Here is a 17,408-nt window from a genome sequence, read left to right on the forward strand (position 1 = left end):
ATCGGCCGCCCCCCTCGCCCAAGGCAACCTCCCTGCATTCTGGCCGTTGCGAGACAATGGCGGCGCTAGGTTTTTCCAAACTGTACAGATTGCTGCTGGCCGTTGCGGCTACGTCGCTGCTGACCGGACCCGTTTTAGCCAAGGCGCCCGAGCTGCCGCAAACTGCGCCGGTTCCGCAGTTCAACCAGGAAGCCAGCCCACCGTCGCCAGCCGACATCCCGGTTCCGGAACCGCGCCCGGCCCCGGAGGCTGAGCAGCCGCAAAACGGACAGTCGCAAAATGGCCGGCCCAAGACCGAGCAGCCGGAACCGCCGGCGACCGCCCCAAAACCTCCTGAAAAGCCGGCACAGGCAGAGCCACCGGCAAGCCCATTGAACCCTTCAGAAAAACCGGCCGAGGCGGAGGAGAAAAAAGAGGAGCAACCAATCCTTCCAGATCCTCGATCGGCGGTCGTTGCCGAGAAAGAAATGCCAGCCGAGGAACTGGCCTGCCGCAGGCGGCTGAAGTCGATGGGCGTCGATTTCGAGGAGCGCAAGCCAGAGCATGATACGGCGGTCGGTTGCTCGATCCCCTACCCGATCGTGCTGAAGACGCTCGGCAAATCCATCGCCATCGGCCCGGACCCAGAGCTGAATTGCCAGATGGCGGAAGCGGCCGCACGCTTTGCTGCTTCGGTCATCCAGCCTACCGCAAAGGCCGAGTTCGGCATGGATATCAAATCGATCGGCCAGGCCTCCGCCTTCGTCTGCCGGCCCCGCCACTCCGGCGGCAAACTATCGGAGCATGCGTTCGGCAACGCGCTCGACATCGCCAGCTTCACGCTCTCCGACGGCAAGGAGATCGATGTCGGTCCAACACGGCCAGAGAAGGACGCGAAGTTCCTGGATGCAGTGCGCAAGGCGGCCTGCGGGCCGTTCAAGACCGTGCTTGGCCCCGGCAGCGACGCCGACCATTCGCTGCATCTCCACTTCGACCTCGAACCGCGCCGTAATGGCGGCACGTTTTGCCAATGACGTCGCCGATGGCGGGCGCCGCAATTTGGCCGCAGGCGTGAACGGCACCGCTGATTTTTCCTTTACTCTTCAGGTTTAGAGTCTGTGCCATCTGGGGACAGGGAACCCTTCCGATGGCCGGGTTATTTCGCGCTGCGCTCGCCGCTGCGCGGCACACAGGACGCGCGCGCATGGCCGGCAGGCTTGCCGCCCTGCTTGCCATTGCGGCGGTCTCGGCCTGCAACACCGGCAGCGTGCTGTCGCTGCAGCCGGCGGTCGATGTCGGCAGCCAGACGGCTGCCGTCCCGCCCAATTCCGATCCACGATATTCCGGGCCGCAAGAGTCCGACCCGCAAGAGCCCGGCCGGCAATATTCCGGCATGCAGCGCCTCGTGCCGTCCAATCCATATATGACGGCCGCCTATCCGCGCCTGGACAACCCGATGTCGCCGGCCGAACAGATGCCGGCCACGGAGATCGATTGCCGCAAGGAATTGAGACGCCTAGGCGTCGTCTACACCGACGTTACGCCGATCCGTGAAGGCCAGTGCGGCATCGACTATCCGGTCAGGGTCTCGGCCATCGGCAGCGTCGAGATGAAGCCGGCCGCGACGCTGACCTGCGACATGGCCGCCACCTTTGCCGGCTGGACCAGCAACGAACTCGTGCCGTCGGCCCGCTGGCGCTATTTTTCAGGCGTCAAGACCATCCACCAGGGCTCGAGCTATTCCTGCCGCAGGATTGCCGGCGAAGGTGTTTTGTCGGAACACGGCAAGGGCAATGCGCTCGATGTGATGAGCATCGAGCTTAACAATGGCGACGACATCGACGTCCGCAAGCCCGGCCTGTTCGCCTTCCGCACACGCGGCTTCCTCAACAATGTGCGCGCCGACAGCTGCCAGTATTTCACCACCGTGCTCGGCCCCGGCTACAATTACGACCACCGCAACCATTTCCATTTCGACATCAAGAACCGCAAGAACGGCTATCGCGCCTGCCGCTGATTGCGGCCCCTGCCCAAGACCTGCTGCGGCGGTTAAGATGCTGGGCAGACGCTTGGGTGGAGCCTTTTGAGCCAACGAAGCCTTCGACGACGTGCAACGACCTGGCTGGTGGCATGCTGTGCCGCTTATCTCTCGCTCGCCTATTTCGCCGCGCCTGAGTTCTGGACGTTGCGGGACCGCAATTTTCGCGGCCGGCAATTCGAAATGGTGACACACACGCCGCAAGGCATCCCGGGCGATCCGATCAATGTTGGCCTTGTCGGCACCAAGAAGGAGCTTGTCCATGCCTTTGCCGTCGCCGGCTGGGATACGGCAGACGCGGTCACGCTGAAGACCGCCATCGAGATCGGCGAAAGCGTGCTGTTTAACCGCCCCTATCCCGACGCGCCGGTCAGCCGGCTGCTGTTCGAAGGCCGGGCCCAGGACCTCGCCTTCGAAAAGCCGGTCGGCGACAGCGCCGACCGGCGCCATCACGTCCGCTTCTGGCAGACCGATGCGACCGGAGACGACGGCCGGCCGCTTTGGCTTGGCTCGGCAAGCTTCGACCGTGGCGTCGGCCTCAGCCATGACACCGGCGCGATCACCCACTATATCGGCCCCGACATCGACGCCGAGCGCGATGCGCTGATGCGCGACCTCTCCGCCGCCGGCATGCTGATCTCGACCAGCGAGGTACCGGGCATCGGCGCCACAAAGACCGGGCGCAACGGCGAAGGCGATCCCTATTTCACCGACGGCAAGGCCATTATCGGCGTCCTGCTGGAACTGCCCTAGGCGCGCAATCGGCCTTCCCGTCCGACAACCTTTTCGTCCCCGCGGGCTCAGGGCACGGTGATCACGATCTTGCCGAGCGGTCCCGTCTCCAATCGCTCGAATGCCTGCGGCACCTCGTCGAAGCCAAACATCTTGTCGATCACCGGCTTGATCGCGAGCGTCTCGATCGCCTGGTTCATTCGTTCGAAAGCGCGGCGATGGCCGATCGATATGCCTTGTACGACGATCCGGTTGCGCAGGAACGGAATGATCGGGAAACTCAGCTCCATGCTGCCGAGAAGGCCGATGAGCGACAGCCTGCCATCGGCGCCCAGCGCATTGAGCGAGCGCCGCGCATTATCGCCGCCGACCATTTCCAATACATGCCTGACGCCGGCCCCGTTTGTCAGTTCGCGCGCAGCCTCGTCCCATGCCGGCTGGCTGCGGTAATTGATCCCCTTCCAGGCGCCGAGCGCCTTCGCCCGCCCGAGCTTCTCGTCGCTGCTCGAGGTGACGATGGCGCGCAGGCCGAAGGCGGCGGCAAATTGCAGCGCAAACAGCGACAAGCCACCGGTGCCCTGGATGAGAACGGTTTCGCCCGGGATCGGCCTGGCCGCCTCAATCAACGCGAACCACGCCGTCAGCGCCGCGATCGGCAGCGTCGATGCCTCGACATCGCTGAGCGACGGCGGCGCCGCCACCGCGGCATCCTCATGAAACAGCACATACTCGGACAGCATGCCGGGCAGTGACGAACCCAACGTGTGCTTGTGCAGCACCGGCGGGGCGTCGCCGTCCGGCCAGTCGGCGATTACCTGGCCGAGCACGCGCTGCCCGATGCCGAAGCGGCTGACTTCGCCGCCGACGGCCACCACCTCGCCCACCGCGTCCGATGTCGGCACGAACGGAAAGCTGAGATCCGGTATCAGCACGCCATCGACGATCATCCTGTCCTTGTAATTCAGCGATACCGCTGTGACGCGTACCAGAAGGTCGTGCGGCCCGGGTTGGGGCAGCTTGCCCACAGCCGGCTTCAACCTGGACAGGCCGAAACCGGTCATCTGCCAAGATCTGTTTTCGGTGCTCATTTGGTTCGCGCTCCGCGGTTGATGGCTGCGCGAGACATTTACGCCGATTCACTATGGAGAAAAGTGCTTCCATGTGGCATGTTCTGCAACAGATTAAGGAGCAAAACTCTACAATAGGAGCGCTTCATTGGAACCGGCCAATTTGCAAGGCATCGTCGCATTCGTTCACGCGGTTGAGGCCGGCAGCTTCACCGGCGCCGGCGCGCGGCTGCATGTCACCAAATCGGCGGTCGGAAAGTCGATCGCGCAGCTGGAACAGCGATTGGGCGTCCGCCTGCTCAACCGCACCACCCGCAGCCTGAGCCCGACCAGCGAGGGCCTGAGCTATTACGAGGCCTGCGTCAGGGCACTGGCCGAGATCGAAGCCGCCCAGTCGATGTTGGCATCGCGCAAGCAGGTGCCTTCCGGCCGGCTGCGCGTCGACCTGCCTTTGGCTTTCGGCCGCCGGTGCGTCGCCCCGCTGCTGTTCGACATTTCCAATAAATTCCCGGATCTGACGATGGAAATCTCGTTCAACGACCGGCGCGTCGACCTGATCGAGGAAGGCATCGACCTGGCGGTGCGCATGGGCGACCTCGACGACAGCCTGTCGATCGCCGCGCGCCGCATCTATGCCCAGCGTTCTGGCATTGTCGCCGCCCCCGCCTATCTCGACGCCCATGGCAGGCCGCAATCGATCGAGGATCTCGCCACGCACAGCCTCATCGGCTACGGCCGCGACGGCACTGTCCACCCCTGGACCGTCAGGCGTGCCGACGGCCGCCTCGAAAAATTCGCGCCCAAGGCGCGGCTGGTGCTCGGCCACGGCGAACCGATGCTCGATGCGGTACTGGCCGGCTGCGGCATCGTCTATCTGCCGACATGGCTGACGGCCGACAGCATCAGGCGCGGCGAGCTCGAAATGGTTCTCTCGGACTGTCTTGTCGAAAACACCGTGGTGCATGCCATCTGGCCGGTAACACGCAACCTCGCGCCAAAGGTTCGCGTCGTCGTCGACACCCTGATCGAGCATTTTTCCGCGCCGCCCTGGGATGCCGCATGGGCTGCCGCCTGATCGCTCCGCTCGCCAAATTCAAAAATCGCGACCGTCCTATTTTCGAAAACCGCGCGGCAATGCTATGGACCCGCATGCTTTATGCTGAAATTGCCATCGTGGTCGTCCTCATCTGCGTGAACGGCCTTCTGTCGATGTCCGAGCTCGCCATCGTGTCGTCGCGGCCGGCGCGCCTCAAGGCGATGATCGACCGCAACGTCAAGGGTGCCGGCCGGGCTCTGGCGCTCGGCTCCGATCCGGGAAAATTCCTGTCCTCGGTGCAGATCGGCATCACTTTGGTGGGCGTCTTGTCCGGCGCCTTTTCCGGCGCCACGCTCGGCGAGCGGCTGGCCATCTTCCTGGCGTCGGCCGGTGTTCGCGAAAGCCTCGCCGACCCGATCGGCGTCGGCATTGTCGTCGCCATCATCACTTATGGCTCGCTGGTCATTGGCGAACTGGTGCCCAAGCAGATCGCATTGCGCGACCCCGAACGGGTCGCCGTCAGGGTCGCTCCGGCGATGACCATCCTCGCCGGCGTCTCGGCGCCGCTGGTCTTCCTGCTCGATTTTTCCGGCCGCGCCCTGCTGTGGCTGCTTGGCCAGCACGGCCAGAGCGAGGAGAAGGTCACCGACGAGGAGATCAAAATGCTGGTCGCCGAAGCCGAGCACCACGGCACCATCGAATCCGACGAACGGCGCATGATCGCCGGCGTCATGCGGCTCGGCGACCGTGCCGTGCGCGCGGTGATGACGCCGCGCACCGAGGTCGACTGGATCAATCTGCAATCCGACGAGGCGGCGATCAGGAAGCTGCTGATGGACACCCAGCATTCGCGCCTGCCGGCCGGCGACGGCGGCGTCGACGCCATGATCGGCGTGGTCCAGACCCGCGATGTGCTGGCGGCGATGCTCGGCGGCCGCGCCCTCGACCCGCGCCGGCACGTGCGCGCCGCGCCGATCGTGCATGACCAGGCCGACGCGCTGGACGTGCTTGCGACGCTGAAGGAATCCGACGTGCCGATGGCGCTGGTGCATGACGAATACGGCCATTTCGAAGGCATCGTCACCCCCGCCGACATCCTGGAAGCGATCACCGGCGTCTTCCGTTCCGATCTCGATGCCGGCGAAGAGGACAACGCCGTCAAGCGTGAGGACGGTTCATGGCTGCTCGCCGGCTACATGCAGGCCGACGAGATGGCGGAGGTTCTCGGCATCGACCTACCCGAAAACCGCGACTACGAAACCGTCGCCGGTTATGTGCTGGCGCATCTGCACCATCTGCCGACGACCGGCGAATGCGTCGACGCGCAAGGATGGCGCTTCGAAGTGGTCGACCTCGACGGCCGCCGCATCGATAAGCTCATCGCCACCCCCCTCCCCGGCGGCCAGCGCGAGGTCGTGCGGTAAGAAGCGGCGCGGTCGGTCTGATCTATTGCGGCAACCGTAGTTTGCGGCGGCGGCGACGCGGAACGCGATTGCCGCCGACCGCAGGTCAGAGCCAGGCTTGGCAATTGCGGGACTTAGCGGTCAGTCGATCGCCTCGATGCCTTGCACCTTCAGCCGTTCGATATGGTCCTTCATCTCTTTCAGCCGCTCGGGGGAGTGGCCCTGCCACTCGGTGACCTCGCCCGTGATCCTGAGCGGCTCGCGGGAGCGATAGGACTGCGTCGGATTGCCGGGAAATTTCTTGTCCGTAAGATTGGGGTCGTCCATGATCGCGCCGATTGGCTCCACAATGTAGATCCTTTTGCGTCCGTCACCAGTGGCCAGTTCCGCACCCCAGATAGCCGCATCCAGAGTGCCGGTCAGATAGACCCAGGCTGCCTGCTTTCGCGCGCCGTAATTGGAACTGTAACCGGCTTCGATCAGGTCTCCCGGTTTAAGCTCGGCCCGGGTGCCGTGGTAGAATTGGCGCGGCTTGTCGGACGTTGTCATTGGCTCGCTCCTCGCTGTCTCATCATGGTTTCGTGGCGCGCACTATTTCATGCACGTCATCGAATCAAGCGTCTGGCCGTGCGGTTATCGGACGTCCGCGCTCAGCACTCCTGATACCCATTCCGGTCATCCCGCCCGATGCACGCTATCGGTCGGCTGCCGGCGCGGCTATCATCGGCGCCTGTACCGTCGCTATGGTGGAAAAATGGATCTGCGAGCCTTCAGGGATTCGATTGCCAAACCACAGCCGCCAGCCGGCTTGAGCCCTGCCCTGCAGGCGCTGTGGTGGGATGCAAAGGGCGATTGGACTAAGGCGCACCAATGCGCGCAGCAGCGCGACGATATGGCGGGCATGCACGTGCATGCCTATCTCCACCGCAAGGAAGGCGACCAGTCGAATGCGGAATACTGGTATCGCCGCAGCAATGCCGCGCCGTCGACCTCAACGCTTGACGAGGAATGGGAGGAGTTGGCGCGTGCACTTCTCCGGCAAAGCTGACGCTTGTTCGCCAAAAATAACCGGTCCTGCATCCGCTCGCCGGGGTTTCAGCTGGCGTCCTGTGGCTTGTCCCCGCTCCATTCGGCATTGCGCGCTTGCGCCTCTTCGGGATCAGCTTGAACTCGCGCATCTTCGCAGCTTCGATGGCAAATGCGCGGCTTGGCAGGACGCCGGGGTCCTCCTGACTGTTCTGAAACTGAAAACGGGCTTCCAGTTCGGCCCATATTCGCTCCGGGGCCGTATCCTTGCTGGCAAGCAGCGCGACGACCAGCGCCAACCTCGCGCTGGGCGTTCAGCCGCCCTTCAATCTCTTCATTCGGCAATTCGGACATGCGGGTCGCTTCCGGTTTTTGGGTCAACGGAAAAATCGCACCCTTGTTCCGGAATTCAGCGCTGGGACGTGAGCAATTCCGAAGACGCGAGCAACAGTTTTTTCCCGTAACCGACAGGGTCCGACCGGGGCTGAATTCCGCACTGTCGACCTCTCCAGCTTGACAGCGCAGGCCCATCGATTTAAGTTCGCGTTAGTGGCCACTAACGCGAAACATTGGACAGCGCTCGGAGATTCGACGAGGCGCACGATATTCGAACTGTTGGTCGAACAGCCTTGTTCGGTCAGCGGACTTGCTCGTGTGCTGCCTGTGACCAGGCCGGCGGTCTCTCAGCACTTGAAAGTACTCAAGGATGCCGGGCTTGTGGCCGACACGCGCTCAGGCAAGGAACGAATATACCGTATCGATCCGAACGGCCTGGCAAGTCTGCGCGCGGAAATCGATGAGTTCTGGAGCAAGACCCTGGCAGGCTACAAACTGGCCGTCGAGCACCCCAAAGAAGGACCAGCCATGAGCAAGCATCCTGCAACCGCGCCCGTAAGGCATTTCGTCGTTGTCGAGGCACCTGTCGAGCGTGCCTTCAAGGTCTTCACCGAGGATTTCGGGAGGTTCAAACCTCGCGAGCACAATCTTCTTGCCGTGCCGATCGCAGAGACAATCTTCGAACCCAGGGTTGGGGGCCACGTTTACGATCGCGGCGTGGACGGCAGCGAGTGCCGCTGGGCTCGTGTATTGGCTTACGATCCGCCCAGCCGGCTGGTTCTGAGCTGGGATATCAGTCCTCGGTGGCAGATTGAGAGCGACCTGAACAAGACCAGCGAATGGGAAGTCCGGTTCACGGCTGAGACGCAGAACCGAACCCGGGTTGAAATCGAGCACCGGAACCTCGAACGCCATGGCGAAGGCTGGGAGGGCGTGCGCGGGGGAGTCGATGGCGATCAAGGCTGGCCGCTCTACTTGCGGCGGTTCCACGACCTTTTCCCCGGTGCGACGGCTTGACACCGTTTGCGACTTTGAGCGCGTGACTGGCAAGAACCGTTTGGTCCACTGCGATCCCACTGAGTGGAGACACGCTATGAAACCTTCTGATTTTTAAGCCGTTATCGCCGGATGCCCGAGGCTAAATTCAAGCCGAAATCGGTTGACGACGCCCAATCGCGCGATGCCGAGAAGTCGCGCCACGAGAAACAATCGACTCTCGAAGTCGCGTCAGAGGTCGTCGGCGAGCCCCCGCCGCCGCCGCCGGATGCCGCCGAACCCGATCCTGAGCTGAAACCGGAAGAGGCCGAGCGGGCGCGCAAGAGGTACCTGCTTAAGCGCTTCTGGATCAGCGCGCGCGGTTACTGGGGCAGCAGTGGCGACAGGGTCGCTTGGCCGTTGACGATCGGGCTGTTGGTCCTGATCGTCACCAATGTCGGCTTCCAGTATGGGATCAATGTCTGGAATCGCGCAATTTTCGACGCCATTGAGCAACGCGATGCCCATGCCGTATATCGGCTGAGCGCCGTGTTCCTGCCGCTCGTGCTCGGAAGCGCCAGCCTTGTGGTGTCACAAGTCTTCTTTCGCATGAAGATACAGCGCCGCTGGCGTTCCTGGCTCACCACAGCGGTTATCGCGCGTTGGCTGGCGAGCGGCCGCTACTATCAGCTGAACCTCGTCGGCGGCGATCACAGCAACCCCGAAGCCCGCATCGCCGAGGATTTGCGGATTGCCACCGAATCGCCCGTTGATTTCATCGCCGGCGTCATCGTCGCATTTCTGTCGGCCTCGACCTTCATCGTGGTACTCTGGACGATCGGCGGCGCCCTGACCCTGCCGATCGCAGGTTCGACCGTCACCATTCCTGGCTTCCTGGTCATCACCGCAGTGCTCTATGCCGCGATCACGTCCACCTCGATGGCGGTCATTGGCCGCCATTTCGTCCGCCTCTCCGAGGGAAAAAATCAGGCGGAAGCCGAATTCCGCTACACGCTGACGCGCGTGCGGGAAAACGGCGAGAGCATTGCATTGCTCGGCGGCGAGGAGGAGGAGCGCAGCGGCATCGACAAGACGTTCGGCCATGTGCTCAGGCAATGGGCGCTCCTTGCAGGCCAGCACATGCGCACGGCGCTGGTGTCGCAGGGGTCGAGCCTGTTTGCCCCTGTCGTGCCGGTCTTGCTTTGCGCTCCAAAGTTTCTCGAAGGCAGCATGACACTTGGACAGGTCATGCAGGCTGCCTCGGCCTTTGCCATCGTGCAGGGCGCGTTCGGATGGCTGGTCGACAACTATCCCCGTCTCGCCGATTGGAACGCCTCTGCACGGCGCATCGCCTCGCTGATGATGTCGCTCGACGGGCTCGAGCGCGCGGAGCACAGCAACACGCTTGGACGCATAAAGCGCGGCGAAACCGGCGGCGATGCGATGCTCAGCCTGAACAATCTCTCCGTGTCGCTCGACGACGGCACCGCCGTGGTCAAGGAAACCGAGGTCGTGATCGAACCGGGCGAACGGGTGCTCGTGGCCGGCGAATCCGGCTCGGGCAAGAGCACGCTGGTGCGGGCCGTCGCGGGTCTGTGGCCATGGGGGAGCGGCAGCGTCAACATCCGCGCCGACAGGCGGTTGTTCATGCTGCCGCAACGGCCTTACATCCCGACCGGGACGCTTCGCCGCGCGGTCGCCTATCCGGGCGCCGCCGATAACTGGACGCTGGATAAGATCAAGGCCGCGCTCGACAAGGTGGGTCTCGATTATCTCAACGACAGGATCGAGGAGGACGCGCCATGGGACCAGACCTTGTCGGGCGGCGAAAAGCAGCGCCTCGCCTTCGCGCGTCTTCTGCTGCACCGGCCCGATATCATCGTGCTGGATGAGGCAACGTCGGCGCTCGATGAGAAGAGCCAGGACAAGATGATGGAGATGGTCATTCGCGAATTGCCGAAGGTCACCATCATAAGCGTAGCGCATCGCGCCGAGCTGGAAGCCTTCCATAGCCGCAAGATCACATTGGAGCGGCACAAGGGCGGCGCAAAACTTGTCAGCGACATCGAACTCGTGCCGCGCAAGGACAGATGGAACTTGCTCATGCGCCTTCTGAGGCAACAGCGTGCCAACGGAAGGCCAGCGCGATCTTGAGCAAAGCGGCGCTGCCCCAGAACAAAAAGGAAAGGCCGCCGGTCGGGACCCGGCGGACCGTCGCCGGTTCGAGCGACTGCCCGCATCTGGTCGTTAAAACACCAGCCGTGATACCTTGATTCCGCGCAGGTGCCGCTGTTGGAACGTCGATGGCACAAGCGCATTTCCATGTTCGTGGGTGCAAGGCCGGGGCCGGCTGTAAAAACACGGGTTGATTTCCAAAGCCCCAGATTGATTTCGAAAGCAAAGGGACCAGCAATGACAATCGCCAAGAACACGATCTGCCTTTGGTACGACAAGGACGCCGAGGCTGCGGCCCGCTTCTATGCCGAGACTTTTCCCGACAGTTCGGTGAAATCCGTGCACCGCGCTCCCAGCGACTACCCGTCCGGCAAAGCGGGCGACGTGTTGACTGTCGAGTTCACGGTCGCCGGCATCCCCTGCCTCGGCCTCAATGGCGGGCCCGCGTTCAAGCATAACGAAGCCTTCTCCTTCCAGATCGCCACCGACGATCAGCAGGAGACCGACCGCTACTGGAACGCCATCGTCGGCAATGGCGGCCAGGAGAGTGCCTGCGGCTGGTGCAAGGACAAATGGGGCATCTCCTGGCAAATCACGCCGCGTGTGCTGACCGAAGCGATGGCCGCCGGCGGCGATGAAGCAAAGCGCGCATTCGAAGCGATGATGGAGATGAAAAAAATCGACGTTGCAGCGATCGAGGCAGCGCGGCGCGGCTGACAGTTCGGGGTGGCCCGAAGCGGAAGTCGGCGCGTCAGCCGGAGGAGGCGGTCATCGACAAGATCGGAGCGGAGCGCCTGGAATGCCGCCTGTGCGTAAGGCGTGCGATGGCGTTGAACTGCGCTGACACGTCGCCAGATCGAAGAGCTCCGACAGGCCGAAGCGGACATTGACCTGCAGACGATCCTGTTTTCTTGGCCCGGCCTGCCGATCAACCTATTTGCGGCGTGACTTCTGAAAGCAGCCAATCCCGAAACGCCTTGACCTTGCGCTGGCGGATCGCCTCCGGCGGGTAGACGAGATAGAAGCTGGAGGGGGATTTCAGGGCGTGGCCGAAGGGGCGGACAAGCCGCCCGGCGGCGAGGTCGGCCGCAACGAGCATGGTCCGGCCGAGCACCACCCCCTCGCCTTGTGCGGCCGACTCCATGGCAAAGGTGGCGGAGTCGAAGGTAATCCCGCTCCGCGGGTCCACGCCCTCGACCCCGGCGCTTGCCAGCCAGATCGCCCAGTCGATCGGAAAGCTGTCACGGATCAGCGTGTGGTGTTTGAGATCCTGAGGCGTGCGGAGCGGATGCGCACCCTCAAGAAGCTTTGGGCTGCATACTGGAAACACCTCCTCGCCGGTGAGGAACTCTGACGTGAGCCCCGGATATTTTCCGCTGCCATAACGGACGGCGACATCGATGCCGTCGCCGAGGAAGTTGGTCAGCTTCCCGCTTGTCGAAACCCGCACATCGACCTCGCCATGCGCACGGTGAAAGCGATAGAGGCGCGGCACCAGCCATCTCCCCGCGAAGCCGTCGGAGGTACTGACGTTCAATGTCGAGCTCGAATAGCGGGCCGTTGCCGCAGCGGTGGCGGCGGCAAGCTGGTCGAGCACCTCGCGCACCGCCCGCGCATAGGGCTCGCCGACCGCTGTCAGGCTCACCGAACGCGTGCCGCGCTCGAACAGTTGCACACCGAGCTGATCCTCGAGGTTCTTGATCGCCCGGCTGATGGCGCCGTGGGTGACATGAAGTTCCTCTGCCGCCTTGGAGAAACTCAACAGGCGCGCCGCGGCCTCGAAACTCGGCAAGGTGGTGAGGGGAGGCAGCTTCCGGGGCATGGATCGATACCTGTATGTGTGAGTGATGCTCACACATTGTCGCCGATAAGTCGTTTGTCGTCCAGGCCGGAAGGCGGCATGTTTGCTCGCGTAATCAGTCATCAACCGCCGCTGCAAAAGGTGAGTTTGGTGTGACGGGTACGCTCGCTGACGAAAGTCGCAGGGCAACCGCTGAAACCAAAACTGCCGCCACTCTGGGAGAGCACCATGAACGCCAAACGAGTTGAACCCATCGTCGACGCCTTCGCCGGCATGGCCGGCCGCATCCTCGCCTCGAGCAGCCGGCGCCGGACCGAGCGGCAGATTGCACGCTTCTCGAGCCGTCGGCTCGAAGGCCTCGGGTTTGCCCGCGACTGGGACGGCTCGGTCTATCGGCCGTCGGACTACCGCTAGCCTGAACGAAAGCAACAGCGGACTCTTCGCCAAAGATCGCTGTCGCAAGGAATTAACGGAGAACGGACATGGCCACCATCCACCCATTCCTCTGGTTCAACACCGATGCGGAGCAAGCCCGCGATTTCTATCTCTCGGTCTTCAAGAACAGCAAAGCGCTCCAGACGATCGAATACACCGACTGGGTGTCCGGAACCAACAAGACGGTCCCGCATGCCACCTTCGATTTCGAGCTCGAGGGCCTGCAGCTTACCGCGCTCAACGCCGGGCCGCAGCCGCCCTTCAACGAGCGGCTCTCGCTCTACATCGAGACCAAGGACCAGGCCGAGACCGACTACTACTACGGGGCGCTCACCGCCGGTGGTGGCAGGGCACAACCCTGCGGCTGGCTTACCGACAAGTTCGGCGTCTATTGGCAGGTCATCCCGGAAATCCTGCTGCGGCTCAGTGCCGATCCGGACCGCGAAAAGGCCAACCGCGTCCGGCAGGCGATGTATGGGATGCGCAAGATCATCATCGCCGACCTCGAAGCCGCCTACGCCGGCAAAGCCTGACCTCCCACCGCATTCGCAACGAATTGAGAACTCCCATGACATCGCTAGTGGACAGGAAAGTCATCGTCGTCGGCGGCAGCTCCGGCATCGGTCTCGGCGTCGCGGAAGCTGCTCTCAACGGCGGAGGGAAGGTCGTGATCGTCGGTCGGTCGCCAGAGAAACTGCAGGCGGCCGAACGGACGCTCCATGCGGGCCGCGTGACAAGCGTGGTTGCCGATATGACCGACGAAGCGGACGTCGCTCGCCTGTTCGAAGAGGTCGGTCCCTTCGATCACCTGGTATCGACCGCCGGAACACTGCCGCCCGGGGATCCGATCGGCAGTACCGACATGGAGGCTGTGCGAGGCTTCGTCGATAACAAGCTGATTGGCGCGGTCATGCTCGCCAAACACGCGGTGCGCACCCTGAAAGCCGGCGGCTCCATGACCTTCACCTCGGGAATAAACAAGGATCGGCCGCCGGTGCCGGGAGGTTCGGTCGTCGCGGCGATTGCCGGCTCATTCAGCTACTTCGCCCGCGCCCTGGCGCTCGAACTGGCCCCGACTCGCGTCAATGTCGTGTCCCCCGGATGGGTCGACACACCGATGTGGGACATCGTTGGAGAAGCCAAGTCCAGCTTCTTTGCCGACATGGCTGCCCGTTTGCCGTCGAGAAAAATTCCGACCGCCGCGGACGTCGCCGCCGCTTATGTCTACCTCATGGAAAGCGAGTTCACGACCGGCGAAACAATGCGCATAGACGGCGGCCATAACCTGATCTAGCCGCCGTTTGCACGCCGCCTGAATGGGTTGAGCCGGCATGACCGCTAGTCCGGTGCACTCCTGCCGAGGCGACGAACGCCGACGGGTCATGCCGGCGTCGCTCAATCGGGGTTTACATCGGCCGCCAGGTCCCTAGTTTTAGCGTTTCGCGCCGCGCACCCGAGTGCGTGGATGATCGAGGACGGGACCGTGAGCTTTGGCCGGCCCCTCGAAACTTCAAAGGATGGCTATCATGACACAGGCCAAGAATGGCGACACCGTGCGCATCAATTACAATGGCCGGCTGACCGACGGCACTCAGTTCGACGCTTCCGGCAACGAGCCGCTGCAATTCACGCTGGGTGAAGGAGAAGTGATCGCCGGTCTCGAAACCCATGTCGAGGGCATGGAGGTGGGCGCGAAAAGCACAGTGACCGTTCCCGCCGACGCCGCCTATGGCCCCCACCGCCCCGAAGCGGTCATGACCATCGACCGCGCCCGCGTGCCGGACAACATCAACGTCGATATCGGCACTCGATTGCAAGTCAGAACCTCAGAAGGGCGCCCGATGCCGGTAACGGTCGTCGGCGTGGACGACACCAGCGTCAAGCTCGACGGCAATCATCCGTTGGCGGGACGGGATCTGGTGTTCGACGTTGAACTGGTCGAGATCGTTCGGGCGGCGTAGCGTACGGCCAAGCCCGTGGTGGCCATGATTTCGGGTGACGCATTTCGACTGGCAGTTCCGGAGGTGCGTCACCCGCCGCCCTGCTTTCCGCTCCCAGGACGGACCCGAAGCAACGATGTCCTACCTCTTCAAATGGCCTGGCCGCCGGACACTTCGATCCGCTGGGCATTTACCCACGATTATTCTCAGACAGCAGGTTTGCGATCATCGGCCCGATATCGTCGGGAACGCCGACGCGGCCGAGCGCGGTCATTTCCGCAAATACCTTATTGAGGTCGGGCATGTCGCGGACAGCGCCGCCAAGGAAATCGGTTTCGATCGCGCCCGGCGCCACCGTGTTGACCGCGATGCCGCGGGCGCCCAGCTCCTTCGCCATGTGGACGCTGAGCACCTCGACCGCGCCCTTCACCGCCGAATAGGCGGAGAAGCCGGGATAGGACACCCTGGTGAGGCCCGAGGAGAGATTGACGATGCGGCCGCCATCGGCAATCAGCGGCAGCAGCTTCTGGGTGAGGAAGAACACACCCTTGAAGTGGACATTGACCAGGCGGTCGAATTGCGCTTCCGTCGTCTCGGCGATCATTGCCATGTCGCCGTGGCCTGCATTGTTCACCAGGTGATCGAACGTCTCGCGCTGCCAGGTCTCGCGCAATGCCGCCTGCAGGCGCTCGACGAAAGAAGCGAAGGTGGCAACCTCGCCGGTGTCGAGCTGGATGGCGACCGCCTTGCGGCCGATTGCCTCGATCTCCGCGACGACGGCCTGAGCCTCTTCGCTGCGGCTATGGTAGGTGAGGACGACGTCGTCGCCGCGGCGTGCGGCGCTGAGTGCGGTGTTGCGGCCGAGCCCACGGCTGGCGCCAGTAACGAGGGTGATCTTGGTCATGGCCTGCTCCTTTGTTTGGACCACTGCTTTGGCCACGCTGATATCGCCCCGAGGGGTCGGCCTTTGTTGCCGGAAGCTCGGCCGTTTTTGCCTAATCCTCCAAAGTGCCTTGCATGTCGGACAGCAAGGGGAATAAATTTCGGTCCATGCCCGCGCTCCTCGATGCCGTCCGCCGCTATGCAGACGCCAATGCCGACCCGGACGGCATTGCGTGCACCCCGATACGGTGCCTCGATACGGTGCGGGCGACCGGGCCCAGTGGCCTGGTCTACGCCATCTCCCGACCGCTCGCATGCCTTGTGGTCCAAGGAAGCAAGCATGTCACCGTTGGCACCCAGGGCTTCGCCTTCTCGGCCGGAGATTCGCTGCTGATCACGGCGGACGTGCCGACAGTGAGCCAGATCACGCGCGCCAGCATCGCCGCCCCTTACTACTCGCTTGTGCTGGAGCTCGACCCGGCCGTCATTGCGGAGCTGAGTGTGCAAATGGGTGGCCAGCATGTCGCCGACCACGCGTCGGTGCGAGTTGACCCGACCGACGCCGAAGTCGCCGACGCGGCCCTGCGTCTGATGCGGCTGCTCGATCGCCCGGCCACCGTCCCGGTGCTGCAGGCCCAGCTTGTGCGCGAAATGCACTATTGGCTGCTGGCCGGACGGCACGGACCGGCGATCCGGCGCCTGGGGTGGCCAGACGGTCACGTGCGGCGAGTGGCGCGCGCGGTCGCGGTGCTTCGGGCAGAGTTCGCGCGGCCGTTGCCGGTCGAACACCTGGCGGCTGTAGCCGGGATGAGTCCGTCATCATTCCACCAACACTTTCGCGCGGTGACCTCGCTCTCTCCCCTGCAATTCCAGAAGCAGTTGCGCCTGATCGAGGCGAGGCGGTTGATGCTGTCGGAGGGAAAGACGGCGAGCAGCGCGGCGTTCGCGGTCGGTTACGAAAGCGTGTCGCAGTTCACCCGGGAATATGGGCGTCTGTTCGGCCGCACGCCTGTCCGGGATGCAAAGGAAACGAGAGGCAGAACCTTGGCCGCCGCTTGAGGCGCCGATCCGTGTTGCGACCCTTTGCGAGGCGACGTCTCGAACTGGTGCAAACGGCCGGAATCGGCGATTGGCCAATGGGTAGTGAGCCCTATTGCGACACTAAGGTATCAAGACAACCTTGCCGGTAGCGCCGCGCTCCTCAAGCAGGCGATGCGCGTGGCTGGCCTGGTCGAGCGGAAAGCGACCGCCGTTGGTCACATTAAGCTCACCACTTGCCGCCAGATTGAAGAGCTCCGACAGGTCACCACGGAGCCCGTCCGTAGACAGCAACGGCAGCAGGGCAAAACCTCTCAGCGACTGGTTGCGGCCGATCATCGCCTCCATCTGCGGGGCGCCGAGCCTGTATCTGCCCAGTGCGGCAAATACCAGCTCTCCACAAGGCGCAAGGGCCTCGAGCGCGGCCGCCGGCGGCGGGGCGCCCCCCCGGTGATATATTAAGGGGACGCCCCCGGCCCCCGGAGCGGCCCCGCCCGGGGCCCGCCCCGCCCACATGGGGGTTGGGGCCGCCCCCGCGGGCCCCC

Annotated in this window: 18 protein-coding genes and 2 pseudogenes; 15 read left to right on the forward strand and 5 right to left on the reverse strand. The window is 63.5% G+C overall.

The features are described from left to right. The first annotated feature begins 56 nt into the window (after positions 1–56). From AC0L2P_RS00880 to AC0L2P_RS00890, 3 genes are all read left to right on the forward strand, one after another. Positions 57–1,013, forward strand: a complete 957-nt coding sequence (locus AC0L2P_RS00880; protein ID WP_473499281.1) for an extensin-like domain-containing protein — start codon at positions 57–59, stop codon at positions 1,011–1,013. 113 nt (positions 1,014–1,126) lie between these two features. Then, positions 1,127–1,996 (forward strand): extensin-like domain-containing protein, encoded by an 870-nt coding sequence (locus tag AC0L2P_RS00885; RefSeq protein ID WP_473499283.1) that lies wholly within the window; start codon positions 1,127–1,129, stop codon positions 1,994–1,996. A gap of 66 nt (positions 1,997–2,062) precedes the next feature. Next, complete coding sequence (locus AC0L2P_RS00890; RefSeq protein WP_473499285.1) at positions 2,063–2,770, forward strand: LssY C-terminal domain-containing protein; 708 nt, start codon at positions 2,063–2,065, stop codon at positions 2,768–2,770. A 47-nt stretch (positions 2,771–2,817) separates the two neighbouring features. On the opposite strand, the gene AC0L2P_RS00895 is transcribed toward AC0L2P_RS00890, so the two are convergent. Next, positions 2,818–3,837, reverse strand: a complete 1,020-nt coding sequence (locus AC0L2P_RS00895; RefSeq protein WP_473499287.1) for a zinc-dependent alcohol dehydrogenase family protein — start codon at positions 3,835–3,837, stop codon at positions 2,818–2,820. Between the two features lie 127 nt (positions 3,838–3,964). Between AC0L2P_RS00895 and AC0L2P_RS00900 the strand changes: the two genes are divergently transcribed. After that, positions 3,965–4,891 (forward strand): LysR family transcriptional regulator, encoded by a 927-nt coding sequence (locus tag AC0L2P_RS00900; protein ID WP_473499289.1) that lies wholly within the window; start codon positions 3,965–3,967, stop codon positions 4,889–4,891. A gap of 74 nt (positions 4,892–4,965) precedes the next feature. Further along, entirely contained in the window at positions 4,966–6,276 is a 1,311-nt protein-coding gene (locus tag AC0L2P_RS00905) for a hemolysin family protein (protein WP_473499291.1), read from the forward strand. 120 nt (positions 6,277–6,396) lie between these two features. On the opposite strand, the gene arr is transcribed toward AC0L2P_RS00905, so the two are convergent. Further along, on the reverse strand, positions 6,397–6,804 hold the full coding sequence (arr, locus tag AC0L2P_RS00910) for an NAD(+)--rifampin ADP-ribosyltransferase (protein WP_473499293.1): 408 nt from the start codon (positions 6,802–6,804) through the stop codon (positions 6,397–6,399). 205 nt (positions 6,805–7,009) lie between these two features. On the opposite strand from arr, the gene AC0L2P_RS00915 reads away from it, so the two are divergent. The 5 genes and pseudogenes from AC0L2P_RS00915 (at position 7,010) to AC0L2P_RS00935 (ending at position 11,484) form a co-directional block, all read left to right on the forward strand. Then, a complete protein-coding gene (locus AC0L2P_RS00915) occupies positions 7,010–7,303 on the forward strand; it encodes a hypothetical protein (RefSeq protein WP_473499295.1) in 294 nt (97 codons plus the stop codon). 527 nt (positions 7,304–7,830) lie between these two features. Then, a pseudogene (locus AC0L2P_RS00920) lies at positions 7,831–8,124 on the forward strand (ArsR/SmtB family transcription factor); the annotation flags it as partial. Then, positions 8,098–8,634, forward strand: coding sequence for an SRPBCC family protein (locus AC0L2P_RS00925; protein WP_473499639.1), 537 nt, complete (start codon positions 8,098–8,100; stop codon positions 8,632–8,634). The pseudogene AC0L2P_RS00920 and the gene AC0L2P_RS00925, both read left to right, overlap by 27 nt. A 111-nt stretch (positions 8,635–8,745) precedes the next feature. Beyond that, positions 8,746–10,746 (forward strand): ABC transporter ATP-binding protein/permease, encoded by a 2,001-nt coding sequence (locus AC0L2P_RS00930; protein WP_473499297.1) that lies wholly within the window; start codon positions 8,746–8,748, stop codon positions 10,744–10,746. 264 nt (positions 10,747–11,010) lie between these two features. Next, positions 11,011–11,484, forward strand: a complete 474-nt coding sequence (locus AC0L2P_RS00935) for a VOC family protein (protein WP_352468481.1) — start codon at positions 11,011–11,013, stop codon at positions 11,482–11,484. Positions 11,485–11,695: 211 nt separating this feature from the next. Here the strand turns inward: AC0L2P_RS00935 and gcvA are convergent, their stop codons facing one another. Then, entirely contained in the window at positions 11,696–12,589 is an 894-nt protein-coding gene (gene gcvA, locus AC0L2P_RS00940) for a transcriptional regulator GcvA (protein WP_473499299.1), read from the reverse strand. 207 nt (positions 12,590–12,796) lie between these two features. Between gcvA and AC0L2P_RS00945 the strand changes: the two genes are divergently transcribed. The 4 genes from AC0L2P_RS00945 to AC0L2P_RS00960 all read left to right on the forward strand — a co-directional run bounded on the left by AC0L2P_RS00945 (position 12,797) and on the right by AC0L2P_RS00960 (position 14,964). After that, on the forward strand, positions 12,797–12,982 hold the full coding sequence (locus AC0L2P_RS00945; RefSeq protein WP_473499301.1) for a DUF1127 domain-containing protein: 186 nt from the start codon (positions 12,797–12,799) through the stop codon (positions 12,980–12,982). 68 nt (positions 12,983–13,050) lie between these two features. Then, positions 13,051–13,536 carry a VOC family protein gene (locus AC0L2P_RS00950; RefSeq protein WP_473499303.1) on the forward strand — a complete coding sequence of 162 codons (486 nt, stop codon included), beginning with the start codon at positions 13,051–13,053 and terminating at the stop codon, positions 13,534–13,536. Positions 13,537–13,583: 47 nt separating this feature from the next. Continuing rightward, entirely contained in the window at positions 13,584–14,297 is a 714-nt protein-coding gene (locus tag AC0L2P_RS00955) for an SDR family oxidoreductase (protein ID WP_473499305.1), read from the forward strand. Positions 14,298–14,529: 232 nt separating this feature from the next. Next, the gene (locus AC0L2P_RS00960) at positions 14,530–14,964 is read left to right on the forward strand and encodes an FKBP-type peptidyl-prolyl cis-trans isomerase (RefSeq protein WP_473499307.1); all 435 of its coding nucleotides are present in this window, start codon (positions 14,530–14,532) and stop codon (positions 14,962–14,964) included. 128 nt (positions 14,965–15,092) lie between these two features. Here AC0L2P_RS00960 and AC0L2P_RS00965 read toward each other — a convergent pair. Continuing rightward, positions 15,093–15,847: pseudogene (locus tag AC0L2P_RS00965) on the reverse strand (SDR family oxidoreductase). A gap of 146 nt (positions 15,848–15,993) precedes the next feature. Between AC0L2P_RS00965 and AC0L2P_RS00970 the strand changes: the two are divergent. Beyond that, complete coding sequence (locus tag AC0L2P_RS00970; RefSeq protein WP_473499640.1) at positions 15,994–16,884, forward strand: AraC family transcriptional regulator; 891 nt, start codon at positions 15,994–15,996, stop codon at positions 16,882–16,884. A 102-nt stretch (positions 16,885–16,986) separates the two neighbouring features. Here the strand turns inward: AC0L2P_RS00970 and AC0L2P_RS00975 are convergent. After that, positions 16,987–17,408, reverse strand: a 422-nt coding sequence (locus AC0L2P_RS00975; protein ID WP_473499309.1) for a zinc-binding dehydrogenase, incomplete at its 5' end; no start/stop codon positions are given.

The sequence above is a fragment of the Mesorhizobium sp. WSM4836 genome (genome assembly GCF_055811815.1).

Bases quoted from the DNA above. Each gene is read 5' to 3' on its own strand.
- AC0L2P_RS00880 (WP_473499281.1), top strand. From the start codon at position 57: ATGGCGGCGCTAGGTTTTTCCAAACTGTACAGATTGCTGCTGGCCGTT.
- AC0L2P_RS00885 (WP_473499283.1), top strand. From the start codon at position 1,127: ATGGCCGGGTTATTTCGCGCTGCGCTCGCCGCTGCGCGGCACACAGGA.
- AC0L2P_RS00895 (WP_473499287.1), bottom strand. From the start codon at position 3,837: ATGAGCACCGAAAACAGATCTTGGCAGATGACCGGTTTCGGCCTGTCC.
- AC0L2P_RS00905 (WP_473499291.1), top strand. From the start codon at position 4,966: ATGCTTTATGCTGAAATTGCCATCGTGGTCGTCCTCATCTGCGTGAAC.
- arr (WP_473499293.1), bottom strand. From the start codon at position 6,804: ATGACAACGTCCGACAAGCCGCGCCAATTCTACCACGGCACCCGGGCC.
- AC0L2P_RS00915 (WP_473499295.1), top strand. From the start codon at position 7,010: ATGGATCTGCGAGCCTTCAGGGATTCGATTGCCAAACCACAGCCGCCA.
- AC0L2P_RS00930 (WP_473499297.1), top strand. From the start codon at position 8,746: ATGCCCGAGGCTAAATTCAAGCCGAAATCGGTTGACGACGCCCAATCG.
- gcvA (WP_473499299.1), bottom strand. From the start codon at position 12,589: ATGCCCCGGAAGCTGCCTCCCCTCACCACCTTGCCGAGTTTCGAGGCC.
- AC0L2P_RS00945 (WP_473499301.1), top strand. From the start codon at position 12,797: ATGAACGCCAAACGAGTTGAACCCATCGTCGACGCCTTCGCCGGCATG.
- AC0L2P_RS00950 (WP_473499303.1), top strand. From the start codon at position 13,051: ATGGCCACCATCCACCCATTCCTCTGGTTCAACACCGATGCGGAGCAA.
- AC0L2P_RS00960 (WP_473499307.1), top strand. From the start codon at position 14,530: ATGACACAGGCCAAGAATGGCGACACCGTGCGCATCAATTACAATGGC.
- AC0L2P_RS00970 (WP_473499640.1), top strand. From the start codon at position 15,994: ATGCCCGCGCTCCTCGATGCCGTCCGCCGCTATGCAGACGCCAATGCC.